This is a genomic window from Thioalkalivibrio sp. ALE25, from assembly GCF_000377285.1.
In the GTDB taxonomy this organism is placed as follows: domain Bacteria; phylum Pseudomonadota; class Gammaproteobacteria; order Ectothiorhodospirales; family Ectothiorhodospiraceae; genus Thioalkalivibrio.
Window position 1 is genome coordinate 1 of the sequence record NZ_KB897931.1, and the last position, 17,933, is coordinate 17,933.

At 63.2% G+C, this 17,933-nt stretch carries 18 protein-coding genes and 1 pseudogene; 1 reads left to right on the top strand and 18 read right to left on the bottom strand.

Annotated elements, in window-relative coordinates; genetic code table 11:
* A partial coding sequence (locus tag C996_RS13785) for a transposase (RefSeq protein ID WP_026279207.1) occupies positions 1 to 225 on the top strand: 225 nt, incomplete at its 5' end.
* 451 nt (positions 226 to 676) lie between these two features.
* Here C996_RS13785 and C996_RS0107095 read toward each other — a convergent pair.
* The 18 genes and pseudogenes from C996_RS0107095 to C996_RS14860 all read right to left on the bottom strand — a co-directional run.
* Positions 677 to 1,900 carry a DegT/DnrJ/EryC1/StrS aminotransferase family protein gene (locus C996_RS0107095; protein ID WP_018866759.1) on the bottom strand — a complete coding sequence of 408 codons (1,224 nt, stop codon included), beginning with the start codon at positions 1,898 to 1,900 and terminating at the stop codon, positions 677 to 679.
* 388 nt (positions 1,901 to 2,288) lie between these two features.
* Entirely contained in the window at positions 2,289 to 2,813 is a 525-nt protein-coding gene (locus C996_RS0107100; protein ID WP_018866760.1) for a DUF2335 domain-containing protein, read from the bottom strand.
* Positions 2,782 to 3,015, bottom strand: a complete 234-nt coding sequence (locus C996_RS14775; RefSeq protein WP_231367138.1) for a hypothetical protein — start codon at positions 3,013 to 3,015, stop codon at positions 2,782 to 2,784. The genes C996_RS0107100 and C996_RS14775 overlap by 32 nt, the downstream gene beginning before the upstream one ends.
* 252 nt (positions 3,016 to 3,267) lie before the next feature.
* Positions 3,268 to 3,873, bottom strand: a complete 606-nt coding sequence (locus tag C996_RS0107105) for a sugar transferase (protein ID WP_026279234.1) — start codon at positions 3,871 to 3,873, stop codon at positions 3,268 to 3,270.
* A 12-nt stretch (positions 3,874 to 3,885) separates the two neighbouring features.
* Entirely contained in the window at positions 3,886 to 4,404 is a 519-nt protein-coding gene (locus C996_RS0107110; protein WP_018866762.1) for a hypothetical protein, read from the bottom strand.
* A gap of 12 nt (positions 4,405 to 4,416) precedes the next feature.
* Positions 4,417 to 4,704, bottom strand: coding sequence for a hypothetical protein (locus C996_RS0107115; RefSeq protein ID WP_018866763.1), 288 nt, complete (start codon positions 4,702 to 4,704; stop codon positions 4,417 to 4,419).
* Between the two features lie 111 nt (positions 4,705 to 4,815).
* Entirely contained in the window at positions 4,816 to 5,442 is a 627-nt protein-coding gene (locus C996_RS0107120) for a GNAT family N-acetyltransferase (protein ID WP_018866764.1), read from the bottom strand.
* Positions 5,442 to 6,644, bottom strand: a complete 1,203-nt coding sequence (locus tag C996_RS0107125) for a glycosyltransferase family 4 protein (RefSeq protein WP_018866765.1) — start codon at positions 6,642 to 6,644, stop codon at positions 5,442 to 5,444. The genes C996_RS0107120 and C996_RS0107125 overlap by 1 nt, the downstream gene beginning before the upstream one ends.
* A 126-nt stretch (positions 6,645 to 6,770) precedes the next feature.
* The gene (locus C996_RS0107130) at positions 6,771 to 7,937 is read right to left on the bottom strand and encodes an ATP-binding protein (protein ID WP_026279235.1); all 1,167 of its coding nucleotides are present in this window, start codon (positions 7,935 to 7,937) and stop codon (positions 6,771 to 6,773) included.
* Between the two features lie 266 nt (positions 7,938 to 8,203).
* On the bottom strand, positions 8,204 to 8,743 hold the full coding sequence (locus C996_RS0107135) for an AlpA family transcriptional regulator (protein WP_018866767.1): 540 nt from the start codon (positions 8,741 to 8,743) through the stop codon (positions 8,204 to 8,206).
* A 521-nt stretch (positions 8,744 to 9,264) separates the two neighbouring features.
* Positions 9,265 to 10,332, bottom strand: a complete 1,068-nt coding sequence (wecB, locus tag C996_RS0107140) for a non-hydrolyzing UDP-N-acetylglucosamine 2-epimerase (RefSeq protein ID WP_019592972.1) — start codon at positions 10,330 to 10,332, stop codon at positions 9,265 to 9,267.
* Between the two features lie 180 nt (positions 10,333 to 10,512).
* A complete protein-coding gene (locus C996_RS0107145; protein WP_018866769.1) occupies positions 10,513 to 11,010 on the bottom strand; it encodes an NUDIX hydrolase in 498 nt (165 codons plus the stop codon).
* Positions 11,007 to 11,891: a hypothetical protein gene (locus C996_RS0107150; RefSeq protein ID WP_231367139.1), complete on the bottom strand. Its 885-nt coding sequence runs from the start codon at positions 11,889 to 11,891 to the stop codon at positions 11,007 to 11,009. Before C996_RS0107150 ends, C996_RS0107145 begins: the two co-directional genes overlap by 4 nt.
* Positions 11,892 to 11,976: 85 nt before the next feature.
* Positions 11,977 to 13,134, bottom strand: a complete 1,158-nt coding sequence (locus tag C996_RS0107155) for a glycosyltransferase (protein WP_018866771.1) — start codon at positions 13,132 to 13,134, stop codon at positions 11,977 to 11,979.
* The gene (locus C996_RS0107160) at positions 13,121 to 14,449 is read right to left on the bottom strand and encodes a hypothetical protein (protein WP_018866772.1); all 1,329 of its coding nucleotides are present in this window, start codon (positions 14,447 to 14,449) and stop codon (positions 13,121 to 13,123) included. Before C996_RS0107160 ends, C996_RS0107155 begins: the two co-directional genes overlap by 14 nt.
* Complete coding sequence (locus tag C996_RS0107165; RefSeq protein ID WP_018866773.1) at positions 14,446 to 15,951, bottom strand: polysaccharide deacetylase family protein; 1,506 nt, start codon at positions 15,949 to 15,951, stop codon at positions 14,446 to 14,448. Before C996_RS0107165 ends, C996_RS0107160 begins: the two co-directional genes overlap by 4 nt.
* A complete protein-coding gene (locus C996_RS0107170; protein WP_018866774.1) occupies positions 15,935 to 17,701 on the bottom strand; it encodes an acyltransferase family protein in 1,767 nt (588 codons plus the stop codon). The genes C996_RS0107165 and C996_RS0107170 overlap by 17 nt, the downstream gene beginning before the upstream one ends.
* 133 nt (positions 17,702 to 17,834) lie before the next feature.
* A pseudogene (locus C996_RS14860) lies at positions 17,835 to 17,933 on the bottom strand (hypothetical protein); the annotation flags it as partial.

A 17,933-nucleotide genomic window follows, 5' to 3' on the forward strand; every position in this document is an offset into this window, starting at 1 on the left:
CACAAGCACATGAAGAGCACCAACATGCTCGAGCGGCTGAACGAGGAGATCCGCCGCCGGACCCGGGTGGTCCGGATCTTCCCCAACACCCACAGCTGTCTACGCCTGGTACGGGCCCTGGCCGTCGAAATCCACGAAGGCTGGCTGGAGGACAACCGCTACCTGAACATGGATCTGCTCAAAGAGCACAAGAAAATCCTGCTGAGGCAGGCCGAGGCCGCCTGAGCCATACCGACCAACCGAACATGGCTGACTCACTTCTGCACAACTTGACGCACACAACCGCTCGCCTCCTACACCGACTGCTACCCCTGTGGGAGCGGCCTCGGCCGCGAAGCCCCCGCCAAAGCTCGAAAACCACCGACCCTCTCCACCTTATTGGGCGGCTCCACCCCCTCCGGTCATCGCGAGGAGCAACGCGACGTGGCGATCTGCCCGGGCAGCCCCGTAACCAGCGATACCACCCCGGCGAAGACTGCGCCGCGCGGCCCGCAGTGACCCGGTGAGCGCAAACGCATAAGTGCTCTCACTCGCTCTGTCGCACAGGCGCGACAGCCTTGGCAACGCCTCATCCAGGGAAAGCACCCGCCTGCATCGCAGCAAACCGGATTCCAGATCAAACCAACCTTCTCACGAGCACAACGACACCCCCAGAGGCAGCCACGAACCGCAGAACTTAGCCGGCAGAACGGTCCTGCGATACGACCCCGGCCTGCGCCACTCCTTCTACTCCAGTCGCACGGCCCATCACATCCACCACAGCATCGGCCACGGCGTGCATATCGGGCTCACTCAACGTGTGGTCCACCAGGAACATAACACTGGTCTCACCCAACTCGCGGGCAACAGGCAAGCGCCGCTCGGGCCGGTAGTCCGTCCCGTCAAAGGCCTTCTCCAGATAGACCTCGCTGCAGCTCCCCTGCAGGCATGGCACCCCACGGGCCTGTATGGCCGCCACCACCGCGTCGCGGTCCCAGCCATCCACCAGCGACTCCGGCTCCACGTAGGCGTAGAACTTGTACCAGGCATGGCCCACGCCCTCCGGTGGCACTGGCACGCGCAGGCCCCGCACCCCAGACAGCCGCTCCAGCAGGACCCCGGCGTTGGCACTCCGCTGCGCCAGCCAGCCCGGCAGCTTCCGTAGCTGCACCCGGCCAATGGCCGATTGCATCTCGGTCAGCCGCCAGTTGGTCCCAAACGACTCATGCAACCAGCGAAACCCCGCCTTATGTTCGCGGTTATACACCGCATCCCATGCCTTGCCGTGATCCTTGTAGCTCCAGGCGCGCTGCCACACAGCTTCGTCCCTCACCAGCAGCATCCCGCCCTCGCCACCGGTGGACATGATCTTGTCCGTGCAAAAGGAAAACGCCGCCGCATCCCCGAACGACCCCACAGGCTGCCCCTCCAGCGTCGCCCCATGCGCCTGGGCGCAGTCCTCGATCAGAAACAACCCCCGCTCATCCGCCAACGATCGCAGCCCGTGCATGTCACACGACCAGCCCGCCAGGTGCACGGCGATCACCGCACGGGTGCGCGGCGCCAGCACGGCCCGCACACTCTCCGGAGTAATGTTGCCCGAATCCCGATCCACGTCCGCAAACACCGGCCGCGCCCCGCGCATCACGATCGCCGAAGCCGACGCCAGGAACGTCCGCGGCGTCACCACCACCTCGTCGCCCTCGCCCACACCCAGCGCCATCAGCGCCAATTCCAGCGCGAGCGTGCCGTTCGCCACCGCAATCCCGTAGGACGCATCATGGAACGCCGCAAACTCGCGCTCGAACTCGCGCCCTTCGCTACCATTCCAGTAGTTCACGCGACCAGAACTCAGCACCCGCTGCACGGCCACCAGCTCGTCATCCTCGAACCGCGGCCACAAACTCTTCACCACCGTCACACCACCTAGGGAAACACTGATCAATGTACACATTCGCGCTCGAGTCGCTTTTGCGTGCGAACAAGGCGCGGTGACTGCCGTGCAGTCATTCTGCACAAGGGGACCGCAACGCCGTTCCCGCGCCCGTTTTCGTCAACAACGGGCGGCCGAGCCCCAGCTTTAAATCGTTTGTGGGGTTGGCACCCCAGGTTCCCCGATCCTGCGTTGCGCCACGTGCGGGTAGAACCACTACCCGCTGCGCGACGCGCCTTGTCTCGGAAAACCTGGGGTGCCAACGCGAGTGCGTACATTAATCAGTGTTTCCCTAGGGAAATTGATCCGCCTCACGGCCGACCTGCATAACCGTCCACCAACAAAAACTGGATAGAGACCCGATAAGGCTCTCGGCCTACTCGGCCGAAGGCGCACCACTGGAACGCATTCGCTCCAGGATTCGCGGAGCCACGAACAGCGCCACCATGCCGAACAGGTCGAGGGTCCCGATGATGCCGGCCGCAACGGCACTGAAAGGCGCAATCGCCACCGCCGCCGCCAGACCCGCCACCGCAATCACCAGACCGTAGCGCTGCCCCCGACGGTCCTTTGCAATGGCACCTTCCAATCCGCGTTCCCGCATTCGATGAGCATGCGCCTGCTCATCCATGGCCATCTGCACGATTGCACGGCGGGTTTCATCATCGAAACGGTTCAGAAGGTCGGGGTGCGGCAACGGCCCGCTGTACGACTCGTGGCGCGTCGCCGCCATCACCAGCTCCGAAGGTTGAGTGGCAAGGAGCCTCGCAAGCCTACCCTGGTCTTCCGGTGACAGGGCGCCACCTTCCAGCCCGGCCACCAGCTCCTCGAATGTACCGCTTTGGCTACCGGCCGTATCCGGCCGGTTGTCAGGCAGGCCCTCCGTTGGCCTTTCGTTCATCGTTCCTCTCCATTCCCTGGTCGGATTCCGCGCGATTCATCCCTTCACGCAGGCGCTCACCAACGTTGACCCAATGACCGGCGATTCGCTGCTGCAACGAACCGGAAGGCATAAAGGCCGAGTAGTCATGCGCCGGCCACACTTCCATCACCGAACCGGCCGCAAGCACTACCCGACCGGCATCTCGCTTTCTTGTTTTCACCTGCTCACCTCCGTGCTTCACCCGGCCGATTACGGCATTTATCTTGGACCACGACTACAAAGCGCACAAATTCACGCCCACCACGTCATTCAACCGTCCCCGAAACCCGGCGACCGTCGACCGTACGACCCTAATGCCCCAATCGCCGAGGGGGCTCGGCTCCTACACGTCCGGGAACCACGCCACTGTAGGAGCCCAGCCCCCTGGGCGACCAGAGCCGAACCCACCCCATCGCTCAAAGCCGCCACGCCCCTACCGAAACACCGTCCGCCAGATATACCCAAGATCCTTCCGAAACGACCAGTTCTGCACATACTCGCGGTTAATCCGCACCTTGTCCGGAAAGATCACCTCGTGGTTGTACGCCTCCGGATCCTCCACCGCGGCCAGCATCGACTCCTCGTCGCGGTACTTCAGCGTCGCCGGCCCGGTGATCCCCGGGCGCACCGACACGACCAGCCGGTCCTCACCCTCCAGCGCATCGGCAAACCCCGGCACGTCCGGCCGCGGCCCCACAAAGCTCATTTGCCCCAGCAGCACATTGATCAACTGCGGCAGCTCGTCGATCTTGGTGCGGCGGAAGAACCGGCCCAGCGGCGTGATACGCGGATCATGCCCGGTGGTCACCGTCGTCGTATGCACGCGGGAGGGCCGCATGGTGCGGATCTTCACCACCCGGAACACGCGCCCGTGGCGCCCCACCCGCTCCTGCACGAAGAAGCCGTTCTGCCGGGTGTCGATCGTTGCCAGTACCCAGGCCAGCGCGATCAGCCAGAACGTCAGCGCCAGCCCCACGGCTGCCCCCAACACGTCAAAGCCGCGCTTAAGCGCGGCCTCAGGAAGTGAAAGTCCGGACAAATGAACCAACCCCTACCGTTTCCAGCGGCCATGAAACACGAGATGCATAAGGAAAACACGGCGATTCTCGTCGGCCTTCTTCATCGTTTGAAAGGCCGAAAACGCACGCTCGGCCACCCCAACCAGAGCCAGCACATCCGTCCGGGAAAACCGCCGGGACAGATCGTAATCGGCCTCATGACGCGCCTGCTGCAGCTCCACAAACGCATCCGCGACCGTCACAACCCGACCATCTGGACCACCGGGAATCAACTGGTCCAAGGGCTGCGGCGGCGCACCGGGGTTCCATTTCACCAAGGCCTGACACGCCTTTTTCATGTCGGCGTGCCCAAGAGCGCGGCCCACCTGTTGCCGCAGCACATCCCGTCCCTGCCCAGCCACAATCTCCCGGCTTGCTGCATCCACCAACAGATGGAAAAGAGCATAATACGCTGCAGAGGCCGCCCGTCGAAGACTGGCCTGGCGTGGCCGTCTCGGTTCATGGGTCGCGAGCTGTCGGGCCTGGTTGAGCAAATCCCTTTGCAAAGACATCCGTCGCTCCCGTCAGCGATTCCGCTCACTCGACTCTCTCACACGAACGTACGCCCAGAGGCCCGGTACCTGGCTTGATAAATACTCCCGTATGCGATGCCGCAACGCCGCCAGTGCGGGCTGCACCTCATCCTGCGGTGGAAATTCCGGCTCAAGGACAATCCAGGCCCAAAGGGCCATGTCGTCGTCGGCGTCCGGGCCCTCGGTCAGCTCGATTGCCCGCACCCACTCCGGCCTTTCAAGCCGGTCGACGCCCTCGCGTAAATCCTCAAGCGACACCGTGCTGGCCAATAAAGTCATATCGGATACTCCTGGGGGCCGATCATGGAGACTCAGGCGACCCGAACCTTTCCCTCTACCCTAGCGTATTGCGGGCCGAAGATCAGGACTGCACCCCTCACGGCAAACGCCCTAACCCGCCGCCAACACCGGGGTTTCCGGCCGCCCCGGCGGGAACTCGATCAGCAGATAGTCGTTCGGCAGCTCGGCGACGATCTCGAACTTCGCCACCGCCTCGTGGGAACGCAACGACGCCGGATTGTGCCGGCTGATGGTGGAACGGGCGCGCAGGCCAGCCCGCGACGCCTGCCAGTACAGAAACTGGACGATAAAACGACCCAGCCCCATACCGGCGAAGTCCGGGTGTACCAGCAGCCCAATGAACGCGGAGCCCGTCGGTGCCACCTTCAGCAGCGCATAGCCCACCAGCCGGTCTCCGGCGAACAGCCCGTAGTTCAGAAAGGCACCGGAGGCGAGCACCCGGCGCAGGGAGCGGTGATCGAAACCATGGGGCCGAAAATACTGCAGCCGCTCTTCCGGTTGCCCCGAAAGGAAGCCGGAGAGTGCATCCAGGTCCTCAACACCCAGTGGCCGCATCACGGCGGGTTCACCCGCGACCCGCCCCTGCAAGGTGCCCTGCCTGCGAGCCCGGCGAATGCGGCCACCAAAGCGCAGCACCGTCACCCCGCGCGCAACCGCCTCGACCCCGCGAAAGAGCCAGGGGAGCCGGTGCTTCAACTGGTAGGCCAGCTGTTCCATCAGCCCGTCCCGGCCGCCTTCACCAAAACACGCTCCAACTCCCCCGCCAGCTGGTCTCGGGAGAAGCGCTCCTCGGCCAGGGCACGAGCCGATTCTGCAGCAGAGTCTACCCATGCCTGGTCCTGCAACGCGTTGGTCAACGAAACCGCTGCATCCCTAACGTCGTCCATCGGAATGATTAGACCTGCACCTTCCCTCTCTGCCAATTCGGAAGACCACCCTCGATAATTCGAGACGATCGGCTTTCCTGCGGCGAGAGAATCGAAAAACTTGTTCTGGACAGAATGGCGATACAGTATTTCAAAAGGCGCCATGGTCATAATGGATGCCGCGCTCTCAGCGTACCATGCGGGGACTTCACGCTTGGCGCAGGAACCATGAAACCTGATATTTTTTCCGATTACTCCCTTTTCATGAGCTTGCGCCTCTAGTTCAGCTCGACTTCTTCCATCCCCAACCACATCTAAAACCACCGGGGATCCTATCAAATAAAGCTGCTCCGCCAGATCAACAAGGTAATCGGGGCCATGAGCAGGCCCAAGACCCCCACAATACAACAACCTGACCTCTTTCTCTTGAGCAGGTTTTCGGAATTTTTCTGATCCAGAAGAAAACTCCTCAATATCTGCCCCGTTAGGGATGATGCTAATATTTTCAAGCGCAACCCCTTTGCCAGACAAGAAGTCACGCATTGTAGGCGTGAGAGCAACAACCTCACGACTGGATTTATAGGCAAACGACTCGAGTATCTTTCCGCCGTAACAGAGGAGCCTGCTGTTGATCACCCCCATCCCACAAGGCACGTCAGGCCAGAGATCACGCACTTCAAATACCATCGGCACCTTCTGCCGCCTAGCGGCATACGCGCCAGGAAGGGCAATCGTGAGAGGGGTACTCGTCGCAAAGACTACATCGGCCGGCAGAGAAGCGGCCTTTCGAGAGGCCTTCCAGGCAAAGCGAAAGAATGCCTGAATGCGGTCGCGATAGCTCATCTGGTTGGAATACGGCACCGGCAGCCAATGGACTCGAATACCCGCCACCTCCGTCTCGTACCAATCGCGCTCACCGCCCTCCTCCCGCCAGGAGGTGACCATGTTCACCTCGTGCCCCATGGCCACCAAGCGCCGGGCCATCTCGTACGAGCGTGTACCGCCGGACATCTCCGGAGTGTTGAAATACTGGTGCAGGTAGGTGATGCGCATTCGTGTGTCTGTTCCATTCGCGGTTTACAGGCGGGCGGCGCTCACGCTGCGCCCGGCCTCAAGAAAGCACTGATTTATGTACGCGCCAAGCCACTGTTCAAGCGGACAAAAAAGGGGCCGCCCCCTTTATCGCTGCACAACGTCGCCCACCCTATCCCAGCCCAGAACCCGCATATCCTTGCGCTGGTGCTCGCCCTCGCCCCCGTAAACAAGCGTAGGCGAACGGGCCATGTCACCGGACAGCGCGGTCCAGCGCTCGAGCCCGGTGAAGAAATCCCGGTTCAACGTCTGGCCGGACTTGATCTCCACCGGCATCAGGCCACCCGCCCACTCGATCAGCAGGTCGACCTCATTGCCATTACTGTCGCGCCAGAAGTGGAAGAGCGGCGGCTCGCCGCGATTGAGAAAGGCCTTTCGCAGCTCCGAAATCACGCACGTCTCGAACACCTGCCCGCGTAGTGGATGCACCACCAGCTGTTCCGGCGTCTGCAACCCCAGCAGCCAGCACAACAGACCGGTGTCGTGGAAATACAGCTTCGGCGACTTGACCTGCCGCTTGTTGAAATTCGCATGGTGCGGCCGCTGGAGAAACAGCACATAGCTGGCCTCCAGCACCGAGATCCACGCCTTGGCCGTGTTGTGGGTAATACCGCAATCGGCCGCAAGCGATGACAGATTCAACACCTGACCACTGCGCCCGGCACACAGCCGCACAAAACGCTGAAAGGCGTCCAGATCCCGCACCTGGAGCAACTGGCGCACATCCCGCTCCACGTACTCCGTCACATATGCCGAAAACCAGTGCCGTGGAGACACCGGCCGGTCATACAATGCCGGATAACCACCGGTAAACATCATCGCATCCAGAGCCGTTGGTGCCTGCCTGGCCTCCACCAACTCCGCATGGCTCAACGGCAGCAACTCCACAAACGCCGAACGCCCGGCCAGAGACTGCGAAATCCCGGACATCAACCCGAACTGCTGCGACCCCGTGAGCAGAAACCGTCCCATGCGTCCATCGACGTCCACATGCGTCTGCAGATAGGAGAACAATTCCGGCGCCCGCTGAACCTCGTCCAGCACTGCCCCATCGGGGCACTGCGACAGAAACCCGCGCGGATCATCCAGCGCCAGCGCACGCACATCCGGATCTTCCAGGGAACGATAAGGACGGTCCGCCATCACCGCGCGTGCCAGCGTCGTCTTGCCGGACTGGCGCGGCCCCGTGACCGTAACGATGGGAAAGCCGCTCAACCGCTCCCGGACCAGTGTTTCGGCAGTGCGCGGTATCATGCGCCTACCCTATCGCTACTTATGCAAACTGGCAATTGCTTTTACAAATTCCATACACCCGTCATTCGCGGGCGAGCCCGCTCCCACAGACCCCCGGGCCCGGACCACCACCGCGCAAACACCCCCCGTGGGAGGCCAGCCCCCTGGCCGATAACTCTCGCGCGACAACCCTCATCGGCCAGAGGGCTGGCCTCCTACAACGAATCCTGCCCCCTGTGTGAGCGGGCTCGCCCGCGAAGCCCCCGCCAAAATGCCCCCGAAAATTTTCATCCCACGAGCGGGGTTTGACGCTCGGGGCCAAGCCACAACGTACCGGAGTGCCCGTCGAGCCGAGCCGCTTCGCGGGCCACATTCACATGCATGGCCTCGCGCGCGACTTCCCGCAATGCCGGGTCCACCGATCGCCCTTCCCGGGCGAACCACTCCAGCACATCCGCCAGATGCCAGAGCGCCGACCGGCCCTCGTGCAAAGGCAACGGGAAACTGTCCCGGTGGGTCTGCACCAGCTTGCGCATGTTCTGCCGGGAAAAGCCGAACAGGTCGGCCACATCGGACACCCCCACGAGATCCGGCGCCACTTCGACGAGCACCGCTGCCGGGACCGCGTTACGCACATCGCGGATTGCACTCGTCACCGCATCGGACGCCGACGCCGCCTCGCGCGAAAAAGAAAGCGCGAGACGCCCCTCCTGGCCCGTTCCCATCAGTGCATCATCGCACCCGCCCTCGAACAGCCGGGCTTCCAGCCAGGAACGATCCCAATCGGATGGAATAGCGAATTTCAGCGTAAACTCGTAATGACTCATGATGGTTCCTCATCCCCGACAGCCCCGGTACAGCCGTCTACCACACGGACAATCTGGCGAGCATGAGCGGGCGGATTTCGCGGCGTACTCCACACGCTTACGATGCAGAACTCACCACAGCGACACTCGTTGTCGTTCCACGGGCAATACATGCGTGCCCAGGCATGCCCGCTCGCCTGCTTGACCCGCCACCCACGAGCCTCGGCATAAGCCAGCGCGGCTTCCACATCCTTGTTGGGGTGTTTCCTCCGTTCCATGGGTGTCCTTACACGCTAGGCCCGGCGCCCCCGGTTGTCAACTGGCAACCAACGCCCAACCAAGGAAACTGTGGGAGCGGCCTTGGCCGCGAACGGCGAGATGCGCCCGGCCCGCCGCCGCATTCGCCAGCAAGCACCGTTCCTACGACCAATAATGGGGACAGGTTGATCTCCTCACTGCGGCGAAAATGAATCTGTCCCCGTTTTCCTCACCGTCCTGCTACGCGCTCCGGCTCGCCACGATCCAGGACATCCAGCACGGCTTCAGGCAAGCCGCTTGTCGCGCAGTGCCCGGGCGATGTGATCCGCGGCCTGGCCGTCGCCATAGGGACGCCCCTCCTGTCCGGAAGTCCCCACTGCTTCACGGATCACGGCGGCGATATCGACCTGGGTCGGCGGTGCCAGCCGATTCCAGCCGAGGTCGACCAGTTCGGTCCATTCGGTTTCGTCGCGCAGGGTGACGCACGGTACCCCATGAAAATAGGCCTCTTTCTGCACGCCACCGGAGTCCGTGGCGATGAGGGCTGCGTGACGCTCAAGGGCGACCATGTCCAGATACCCCACGGGGTCGATCGCTCGCACCCGAGAAAGCGCGATCCCGTGGCGCTCCAGTGCTGCGCGGGTACGCGGGTGTAGCGGCAGGATTACCGGGTGCTCGACGGCCACGGCCTCCAGGCCATCCACGATCGCGCGCAGGCGGGCCGGGTCATCCGTGTTGTCGGCACGATGGATGGTCGCGAGGATGTAGGTGCCCGCCTCAAGGTCATGCTGTGCCAGCACCGCGCTGCGTTCAGCCGCACGATCGGCGTAGTACAGGGCCGCGTCGAACATCACGTCCCCCACCTGAACGATACGCTCATCGGGGATGCCCTCCTCGCGCAGCCGCCGGGTTGCCCCATCGGTCGGGGTAAGCAGCAGATCGGAGAGGTGGTCGGTGACGATCCGGTTCTGCTCCTCCGGCATGCGGCGGTTGAACGAGCGCAAACCCGCCTCCACATGGGCCACCGGGATATGCAGCTTGCTCGCGGCCAGCGCACCTGCCAGTGTCGAATTGGTGTCGCCATAGACCAGCACCCAGTCCGGCGCCTCTCGCTCCATAAGCGGCTCCAGCGCCTGCAGCATGGCCCCGGTCATCACGCCATGGCCGCCACCCGAAACGCCGAGATGGTGAGCGGGCCTGGGAATACCCAGCTCCTCGAAGAACACATCCGACATCCCCGCGTCGAAATGCTGCCCGGTATGCACGATCTGCTCGTGCATACCGGCCGCCGCCAGCGCCCGGGACACGGGCGCGGCCTTGATGAACTGGGGGCGTGCCCCGACGATGGTCATTATCTTGGTCATGAATCATTCACTTGTTCGGTTAATAGGGCCACGGAAGAACACGGACGGTGTGTTGGGCATGAACACGGCCGTTTTGGTCAGCCCCCACCTACCACAACATGCCGTATTGCTTCGTGGGTTCTGTGGCTTAAAGTCGGTCGCACCTGCCCCCAGACAGCCGGAGACGCCTCAGCTCAACAGCCCCCTGGCCCGAGCAACCGCAAGAGCCGAAAGCGTAAACCCGTCCTCCAGCACACCTCCGCTCACCACGGCATCCAGGTCGTCCAGCGGCACGACACGATAGGGCCGTCCATCGCCCTGATCCGGACGGAATTCGGCCGCATCCGGCACCCGTGCGACAAAGAGCGCCACTCGGGAATCCAGGACCGCGGTGTTCGGACGCACATAGCCCAGATGCTGAATATCCTCCGGTCGCAGCCCGAAACCGGTCTCCTCGCGCAGCTCCCGCAGGGCACACTGCAGTGCGGTTTCGCCCGGCTCACCGTACCCCCGCGGCATCTCCAATGTCGGCGTTGCACCCTGAGCCGGGCGCGTCTGTTCCAGCAGCAAAACACCACCCCGCCACAACGGGAGTACCGCCGCCGCGTTCTCGGACATCGGCTCTTCCACCCAGTGGTACTGCCCCTCGCGGCGCACGCGAAACCAGGGGTTCCGGTACTCGATCATGCCTTGCGCTCCACACCCATGGCGGCTTCCAGCCGGGGATACAGCCCGAACCAGTTCCGCCGACTGGCCACCCCGCCCCCACGCTTCACCGCCTGATCCCCCAGATAATCCAGGGCCCGGTCCGTCAGCCACCTGGCGATTTCACCCGCCCCCGCGGAGGTCACGAACTCGAACATGCGCACGGGATAGCGCACCCAGGTGATCTCTTTTCGCAGCGCGCGAATCGACACGGCCGGCTGCAGCAAGGCCCCGGGGATGCGGTGCAGCCCCTGCATCCGGTCCATTACAAACGCCTCGCCGGACTCCAGAAACAAGCCGTTGTAGGCCGCGTCCACCACCTCCAGCTTGAACCGCTCACCCGCCTCGGCCGGCAGCGACCTCTCCACGTGTGCGTACCAGGCCGATCGTGACCCGCAGTTCTCACCGCCCGCCCGAAACCCGGCCCACGCCCCGTCGTCGTCCCCGCCATCGCCATCGAAATACCGCTTGGCCTCTTCACCCGACAGCCGCGCGTTGATGGCCTGTGTAAGGCTGTCGGCCCGCAGCGGAACATCCCGCCACTCCACCTCGTACTCCCGCAGCGTACGGTCCATGCGCTCCATCTCGCGATAGATCGCCTCGCGTCGTTCCGCACCAAGCTCGGCCTTGCGCGGCCGACCCGGAAACCGGGAAAACAGATAGTCACCCGGCAAGTCGCGGAAATAATCCACCAACGAGCAATCCGCCCCCAGACCACGCCCGCGAACCGAAACCTGCCCGAGCCCTTCCTCGCGTAGATACTTGCCCACCATCCGTCCCCGCAGGAACTCGGCAACCCCCGGCGTATCCATCAGCATGTTCGGCGAAAGCACCAGACCCTGAGAGAACACGACGCCCAGCATCAGCCGCTGCCGGACCTCCGCAGACCCCAGACCACGAACCGAATCGCAGTTCGCCAGAAACAGCTTGTCCCGGAACAACAAGGCCCTACCCCGCCCGACGGCCACTCATGAGCTGTTCGTACAGCGCAAGCAGCTTATCGGCCTCGGGCGCCCAGTTGTACTGCCGCTCCACCGCTTCGCGGCCGCGGCGGCCCATGGCCTCGGCCTCGTCGGGATGGGCCAGCAGCCAGGCCATGGCGCCGGCGATGGCATCCGGGTCCTGAGGATCAACCAGCAGGCCGCAGCCGGCCCCATCGACGATCTCGCGCCATAGCGGAAAGTCGGAGGCGATCACCGGCAACCCGGCCGCCATGTACTCGAACATCTTCACCGGATAGGCATCCGGATAGTTCTTCGTGGGGTGAAGGACCACAAGCCCCGCCCGGACATTGCCCAGGATCGCGGTGACCTGCGGTCGTGAGGCCCAGCCGTGGAACTCCACCCGCTGCCAACCGTCAAGCGCGGCGAGCTCATCCCCATGGGCGGCGGGCGAGAAGCCACCGGCCAGTTGCAGCCGGCACTCGGGCTCGCCCACCCGCCCGGTGGCCTCCACCATCTCCCGCGACCCCCGAATACCCGTAATACCACCCACGTAGGCAAAATGCGGCGGCCGCTGCCCATACGGCACCGGGTCCGGCGCCACCAGTTCAGCGAGTATCGGGAAGTTCTGCACCGTCGCCGTCTTGTGCGCCGGAAAGCGCCGCGCAATCGTCGGCGTCGCCACCACGATGCCATCAAACGCACGCCCAGCCAGCCACTCGAAGGCCGCCGCCGCCGAAGCCACCGGCTGCCGTAAACCGGCGGGAATCCAGTGCTTGCCGAGGATCTGGCGAGGCACATCCTCGTGCACGTCGTACACCACCTTTACACCCGAGAGCTTCAACGCCAGCCCCACCGGAATCAGCTCCGGATCATGGAAATGCGCCACCCGCGGCCGCGCCGCACGCACCGCGCGGTACATCCGCCACGCACCGAACAGCATGCGCCGCACGCGTCCCCGGGGCGGTGGCCCGGTATCCACCACCGCCACACCGGAGCCTTCGTCGTGCTCGGATCCCTGGCCGTCCTGCACGTACAGGGCCACCTTCGCGGCACTGCTCTCGGCTAGCGAGGCGGTCTCCTTCACCCGGATGCGCGTATCACCACGCGGATGGACAGTGGTCAAGTGTATGACCTGCACCCAACCTTTCTCATACGCACCCATGCACCACTCCCTTGCTCTCGGACGAGGCTGATACAGTCTCCCGCCGCAACTTATTGCTCGTTCTAAGTAAAAGAAGAATCAGAATGCCGACGGCAATTCCGTGCGTGAGCAGAGCGGTCGGAAGGTCCGCGCTTAGAAGCAGTGAACGACTGGGCACAATGAGTACGGCAATTGCCACCCAGATCGGAACACCCAACGCACTTACGCTATCCACCAGCCGAAAGATGAATCCTGCCAGGATTCCGTAGAAAACGATTCCCCAAACACCGGCATGCATGTAGCCGGTCGACAGAAACGTATTGTTGACATGGCTCTCCGTGCCCCGAGAGTCCCCGATCAACCGGGCCGGATTCATATCGTAAGGATACTCCAAGACTCTCGAGAGAACCGAATTCGACCAATACACAAGTTCATTACTCGAAAAGAATTCATAGTAATAGAACGTGTTGTTCGCAATCACGAAGAACACGCGACGTATGAACATGCTCGCTGGAAACCCATAATCGGCCATTAAGTACACCAGTAGCACAGCCATCACGACTCCAGCCATCGCGAATGGGACAACACTCAAGGCCCTCGTCCGTCGAAACCATACCCAGAGGAACAACACCAGGAACGGAAAGAACAAGACGGATTTATGTGAGCTGACCCCGAACCAGTAAACATGGAGGAAAAACACCAAACCGGCCAGCCAGAAATGCCGCTTCCACAACGCGATGGCCAATAAAGCCGGGCCAAACACTTTATAGGCCCAAGTGTTCACATACCCCATCACGCCTTCATTAATCACCGCCCCTACATCGCGCCGATAGTCATAGACTGCCGTCAGATCCAGATTGAAGAAGCCCACCCCGCCTGACCAGAGAAGCCACAACGAAACACCCAAGACTCCGAGCACGATCGCACATATAGCCAAAAACGGACCTTCGCGCAGAACGGGTAGCCGGAGCACAGGGCCGCGCCTAAAGATATCCACCAACGCATAGCCCAGGAGCACAATGTACAGGTGCTCCCTCGGCTGATCCGCAACCCCATAGAAAAGAAGCAATGGCGTCATCAACCCGAAGAGCAGGAAGTTGATGAAGTAATCCGAGGGCCTCCGCAATTGCGCAGGAGCCCAGAACAGGAGGAATATGTAGATCAGCCATGCCTCGACATACTTGATGACGTTCAGATCGAGGACGAACCCTGAGTAGCCGTGAACGGGCGATACATACAACCGATATCCCAGTTCTAGCGCGAGCCACAGTGCCACGCCGCCAAGCACAAACCACCGTCGGTGCTCTAACCCTTGCAATGCACGCAAGACGTTCACGGTACGATCCTCGTAGGCGAGTTGGCCGGGACCGCTTCTGAGTAGATCAGGCGGCTTCGATAATCAACCAACTCCGAGTTGTGCCACAGGAGATTGAAGGCGCCGTCGAACTGGTGGCAGCGCGAACGCAGAGTGCTGAGATACCCTCTGACGTCATCCGCTTCGGAAAACCCCATGTACTTGGCAGAGAGGATTGTCCCTTCCATGGCAATCAATGGTCGCTCCATTACCCCAAGGGCGCGCCGCTCCGCCCATGAGAACAAGGGAAAATCATGGCTGGTACCGCACCGGAAGCCTGCATGGTCGGCATATCCCAGGGTCGAGTCGTACGTCATTCCCGCTTGTTCCCAGGCCTGGGGCGTAACCTGCGAGTCCCATTGGAGGTAGTGCATCCGGCCGCCCCACTCCTGCTGGTTCACCCCCGCACTATGGCTGACCTGGCGTAGGCGGTCTGCTTGAGTTGTGAGGGTCTGAGGGTCCCGGTAGGTATGGTAACCGGGATGCAATCCAACCTCGTGCCCACGTTCCGCTATGCGGGCGATCAGGTCACGGATCTTGGGGTCGTCAAGGTCATAGAGCGGATCATGCGGAGCATATGTCTTGCCCGGTATGAAGTAGAAGGCGCTCTGGAGGCCGTTGGCTTCCGAGATGTCCATCAGCCAGTCGAACGTATTGAAGGGATCGGCCGGATGCAGGGCCTGCCGACGGCCATATCGGACCGCGGGCCCTCGAACGACGCTCGCGAAATCACGTCGCTTGACCAGGTCTCCCGCCATGGAGCGGACGAACCGACGAAATGGGCCAAAACTGTAGCGGCTAGGCCGGTCGACGTCATGCGAAACGCGTATCCGGGCCTCCCGGCTTCGGCGTTCCAACCGCGGCCACAGCCGTTGCATCGCTGCCCAGAGAATCTCCACGTACTCGTCCACGATGGGCCGCTCCAGAAAACCCTCCTGATACGCCAGCGATGCCCAGGCGGGGAAGCGGTCGTGTTCGTCACGGTCGCTCACCACCAACTCTTCGTAGCGGGTGAGCATAAAGAAGGCGGAGCCGAAGATGTCGATGGGGAGGGTCAATCGACCGTCTTCTCCAGAGACGAGAGGCCTGCGGGTATCCGCGTCTCGGTCATTCCCGGCGGCAAAGCCAGAGTCCGCGTTTAATCGCCCAGGGGGCTGGGCTCCTACAGAGTGGGTGTGGTCTCCGTAGATTACGGGCACGAACGGCTCGACGAGGGTGATGTCCGTTGCCAGCTCGTGCGCATCCCAGCGTCGGAGCGGACGGGCCGGCAGAGAGGTGGGTTGCAGCCAGTCGGCCTCCGGTGTCGAAAGCAAGACGTCGGGCAGGCGGAGTTCACCCGGATGGTCGTCCAGAGTGATTCGGATGTCCACCCGGTCCGCCGGCACCCGGCGCCAGGCCAAGCCGAGGAACTCGCCCAGCACCACGCCCAGGATGTAATCCCGCTCCGGCGGCCGAGTATCCGGGGTTTCAACGATCAGTGTCATGGAACTCTTTTGGTTGCAATGCCTCGCGCAACAGCGGCACCAGGGCTCGGTTGCCGCGCTCGGAGAGGTGGTGTTCGTCGTAGTACAGAGGCAGGCCGTCGCGTGTGCCGTAGCAGTGCCCGCCCTCGCACAGGGCGGGTTCGGGGTCCAGCAGGTGGAGATTGTCGCATTGCCGCTCCGCGGTGCGCAGGGCCTCGGTAACCAGGGCATGGCGCGCCTCGTAGTCCTCCCGCGGCAGGCGCACGTCGAAGTCGAAACCGGCACGCAGCACCGTCTGGCGGGCGTACCAGCGGGGCACGTCCACCATCATCTCCGGCGTTGGGCGCATCCAGTATACCGGCCGGTCCTCGCCCAGGCGGCAGGCCGAGTCGATAACCTCCTGGCGAAACTCCGCCAGAAACGCCGCATCGGGCTCCTGCACAGGTCGCTCGCCAAAGTAGACGGTGGGGATACCATATCGCGGCTCATGGGGAATGTGGCTGCCAAACGCGGCGCCGCTCAGTCGGTTGCCCACCACGACCGGCACATTGGAGGGCAATTCCGCCAGGCGCTGCTCCACAAAGCGATTGAACTCGGCGCACTCCAGGTCTTCCCTGCGCTTACGGGCGCCGAACAGCGTCTGGCAACTGGTATAGGTCGCCTGGATAATGCCCGCATCCGGCGTGTCGCTCACCGCCTCCAGCACCGCCGTGGCGATCGCCGATGCATGGCTGTCGCCAATCACCACCGCGCGCGGGGTCTCGCCCCCCAGGTGGCACCAGGGAAAGGCATCCCAGCCGGGCCGGCCATGGCATTCGTCCCGGTGCGGGTTGGTGTTCTGCGCCTCGGCCATGATCGCGTCAAACCGGGGTGGCATTCGGTCGTCCACGCCGTCCGCGCTCTTTACCCACAGCGCAAAGGCCATCAGCAGTACGACCGGCACCACCAGCGCCGCCACCGCCGCGCCGTGGCCCGCGTGGGTCAGCCAGCGTCGGCTGGGCTGCTCCACCAGCCGGTACGACAACGCCGCCAACACCAGCGACACGCCCATGCCCAGCGCCACCGCCCAGGGCTGCCCGCGCCAGTCCAGGAACACCAGCGCCACGAACACCGGCCAGTGCCAGAGATACAGCGAATACGACACCTGCCCCAGCCTCTGCACCGGTGCCGGCGTCGCCCAACCGGGTGTGTGGCGCATGGCCAACAGAATCAGCGCCGTGCCCACCACCGGCAGCAGCGCCGCCGCGCCCGGCCATGGCGTGTTCGCATCGAACACCACCAGCGCCGCCACGATCAGCCCCAGCCCGGCAAGCTCCAGCCCGCGACGCAACCGATCCGACCCGCTTACGTAATCGCCGAGCAGATACACCAGCACCCCGGCCAGCAACTCCCAGGCGCGGGTGGGCAACAGATAAAACGCCGCAGAGGGCGAACGCCCCGTCAGCCAGACCGACAGCCCCAGCGACACCAAAAAAGCCACCAGCACCGCCGCCGTCAACCATGCCCGGCTCCGGCGCCACCACCACACCAGCAGAAACCCGATGGGCAGCAACAGATAGAACTGCCACTCCACCGACAGCGACCACGTATGCAGCAGCCACTTCTCGTGCGAGGCCACATCAAAATAACCTGCCTCTTCCCAGAACCGATGGTTGGAGGCGAAGCCCAGCGCGTAGCGCGCATGGTTGGCAAGCTGTTCGTAATCCGCTGGCGACAGGGTCCACCACCCGGCCACCAGCAGCGCCGCCACCAGCACCACCAGCGCCGGCACAATCCGCCGCGCCCGCGCCAGGTAGAAGGACCAAAGAATACCCCCCCCCCGAAACAGGGTTACTCTCCAGCCCCCGCATCAGGATTGCCGCCATCAGAAAGCCGGAGATCACAAAGAAGATGTCCACCCCCAGATACCCGGCGTCAAACCCCGGCACCTGAAAGTGAAACAGCACCACCGCCACCACCGCGATGGCGCGCAGGCCGTTGATGTCGTGGCGGAACGGCGGCAT

Bases quoted from the DNA above. Each gene is read 5' to 3' on its own strand.
- C996_RS0107100 (WP_018866760.1), bottom strand. From the start codon at position 2,813: ATGAACGAAAGGCCAACGGAGGGCCTGCCTGACAACCGGCCGGATACG.
- C996_RS0107110 (WP_018866762.1), bottom strand. From the start codon at position 4,404: ATGTCTTTGCAAAGGGATTTGCTCAACCAGGCCCGACAGCTCGCGACC.
- C996_RS0107115 (WP_018866763.1), bottom strand. From the start codon at position 4,704: ATGACTTTATTGGCCAGCACGGTGTCGCTTGAGGATTTACGCGAGGGC.
- C996_RS0107120 (WP_018866764.1), bottom strand. From the start codon at position 5,442: ATGGAACAGCTGGCCTACCAGTTGAAGCACCGGCTCCCCTGGCTCTTT.
- C996_RS0107125 (WP_018866765.1), bottom strand. From the start codon at position 6,644: ATGCGCATCACCTACCTGCACCAGTATTTCAACACTCCGGAGATGTCC.
- C996_RS0107130 (WP_026279235.1), bottom strand. From the start codon at position 7,937: ATGATACCGCGCACTGCCGAAACACTGGTCCGGGAGCGGTTGAGCGGC.
- C996_RS0107135 (WP_018866767.1), bottom strand. From the start codon at position 8,743: ATGAGTCATTACGAGTTTACGCTGAAATTCGCTATTCCATCCGATTGG.
- wecB (WP_019592972.1), bottom strand. From the start codon at position 10,332: ATGACCATCGTCGGGGCACGCCCCCAGTTCATCAAGGCCGCGCCCGTG.
- C996_RS0107145 (WP_018866769.1), bottom strand. From the start codon at position 11,010: ATGATCGAGTACCGGAACCCCTGGTTTCGCGTGCGCCGCGAGGGGCAG.
- C996_RS0107150 (WP_231367139.1), bottom strand. From the start codon at position 11,891: ATGCTGGGCGTCGTGTTCTCTCAGGGTCTGGTGCTTTCGCCGAACATG.
- C996_RS0107155 (WP_018866771.1), bottom strand. From the start codon at position 13,134: ATGGGTGCGTATGAGAAAGGTTGGGTGCAGGTCATACACTTGACCACT.
- C996_RS0107165 (WP_018866773.1), bottom strand. From the start codon at position 15,951: ATGACACTGATCGTTGAAACCCCGGATACTCGGCCGCCGGAGCGGGAT.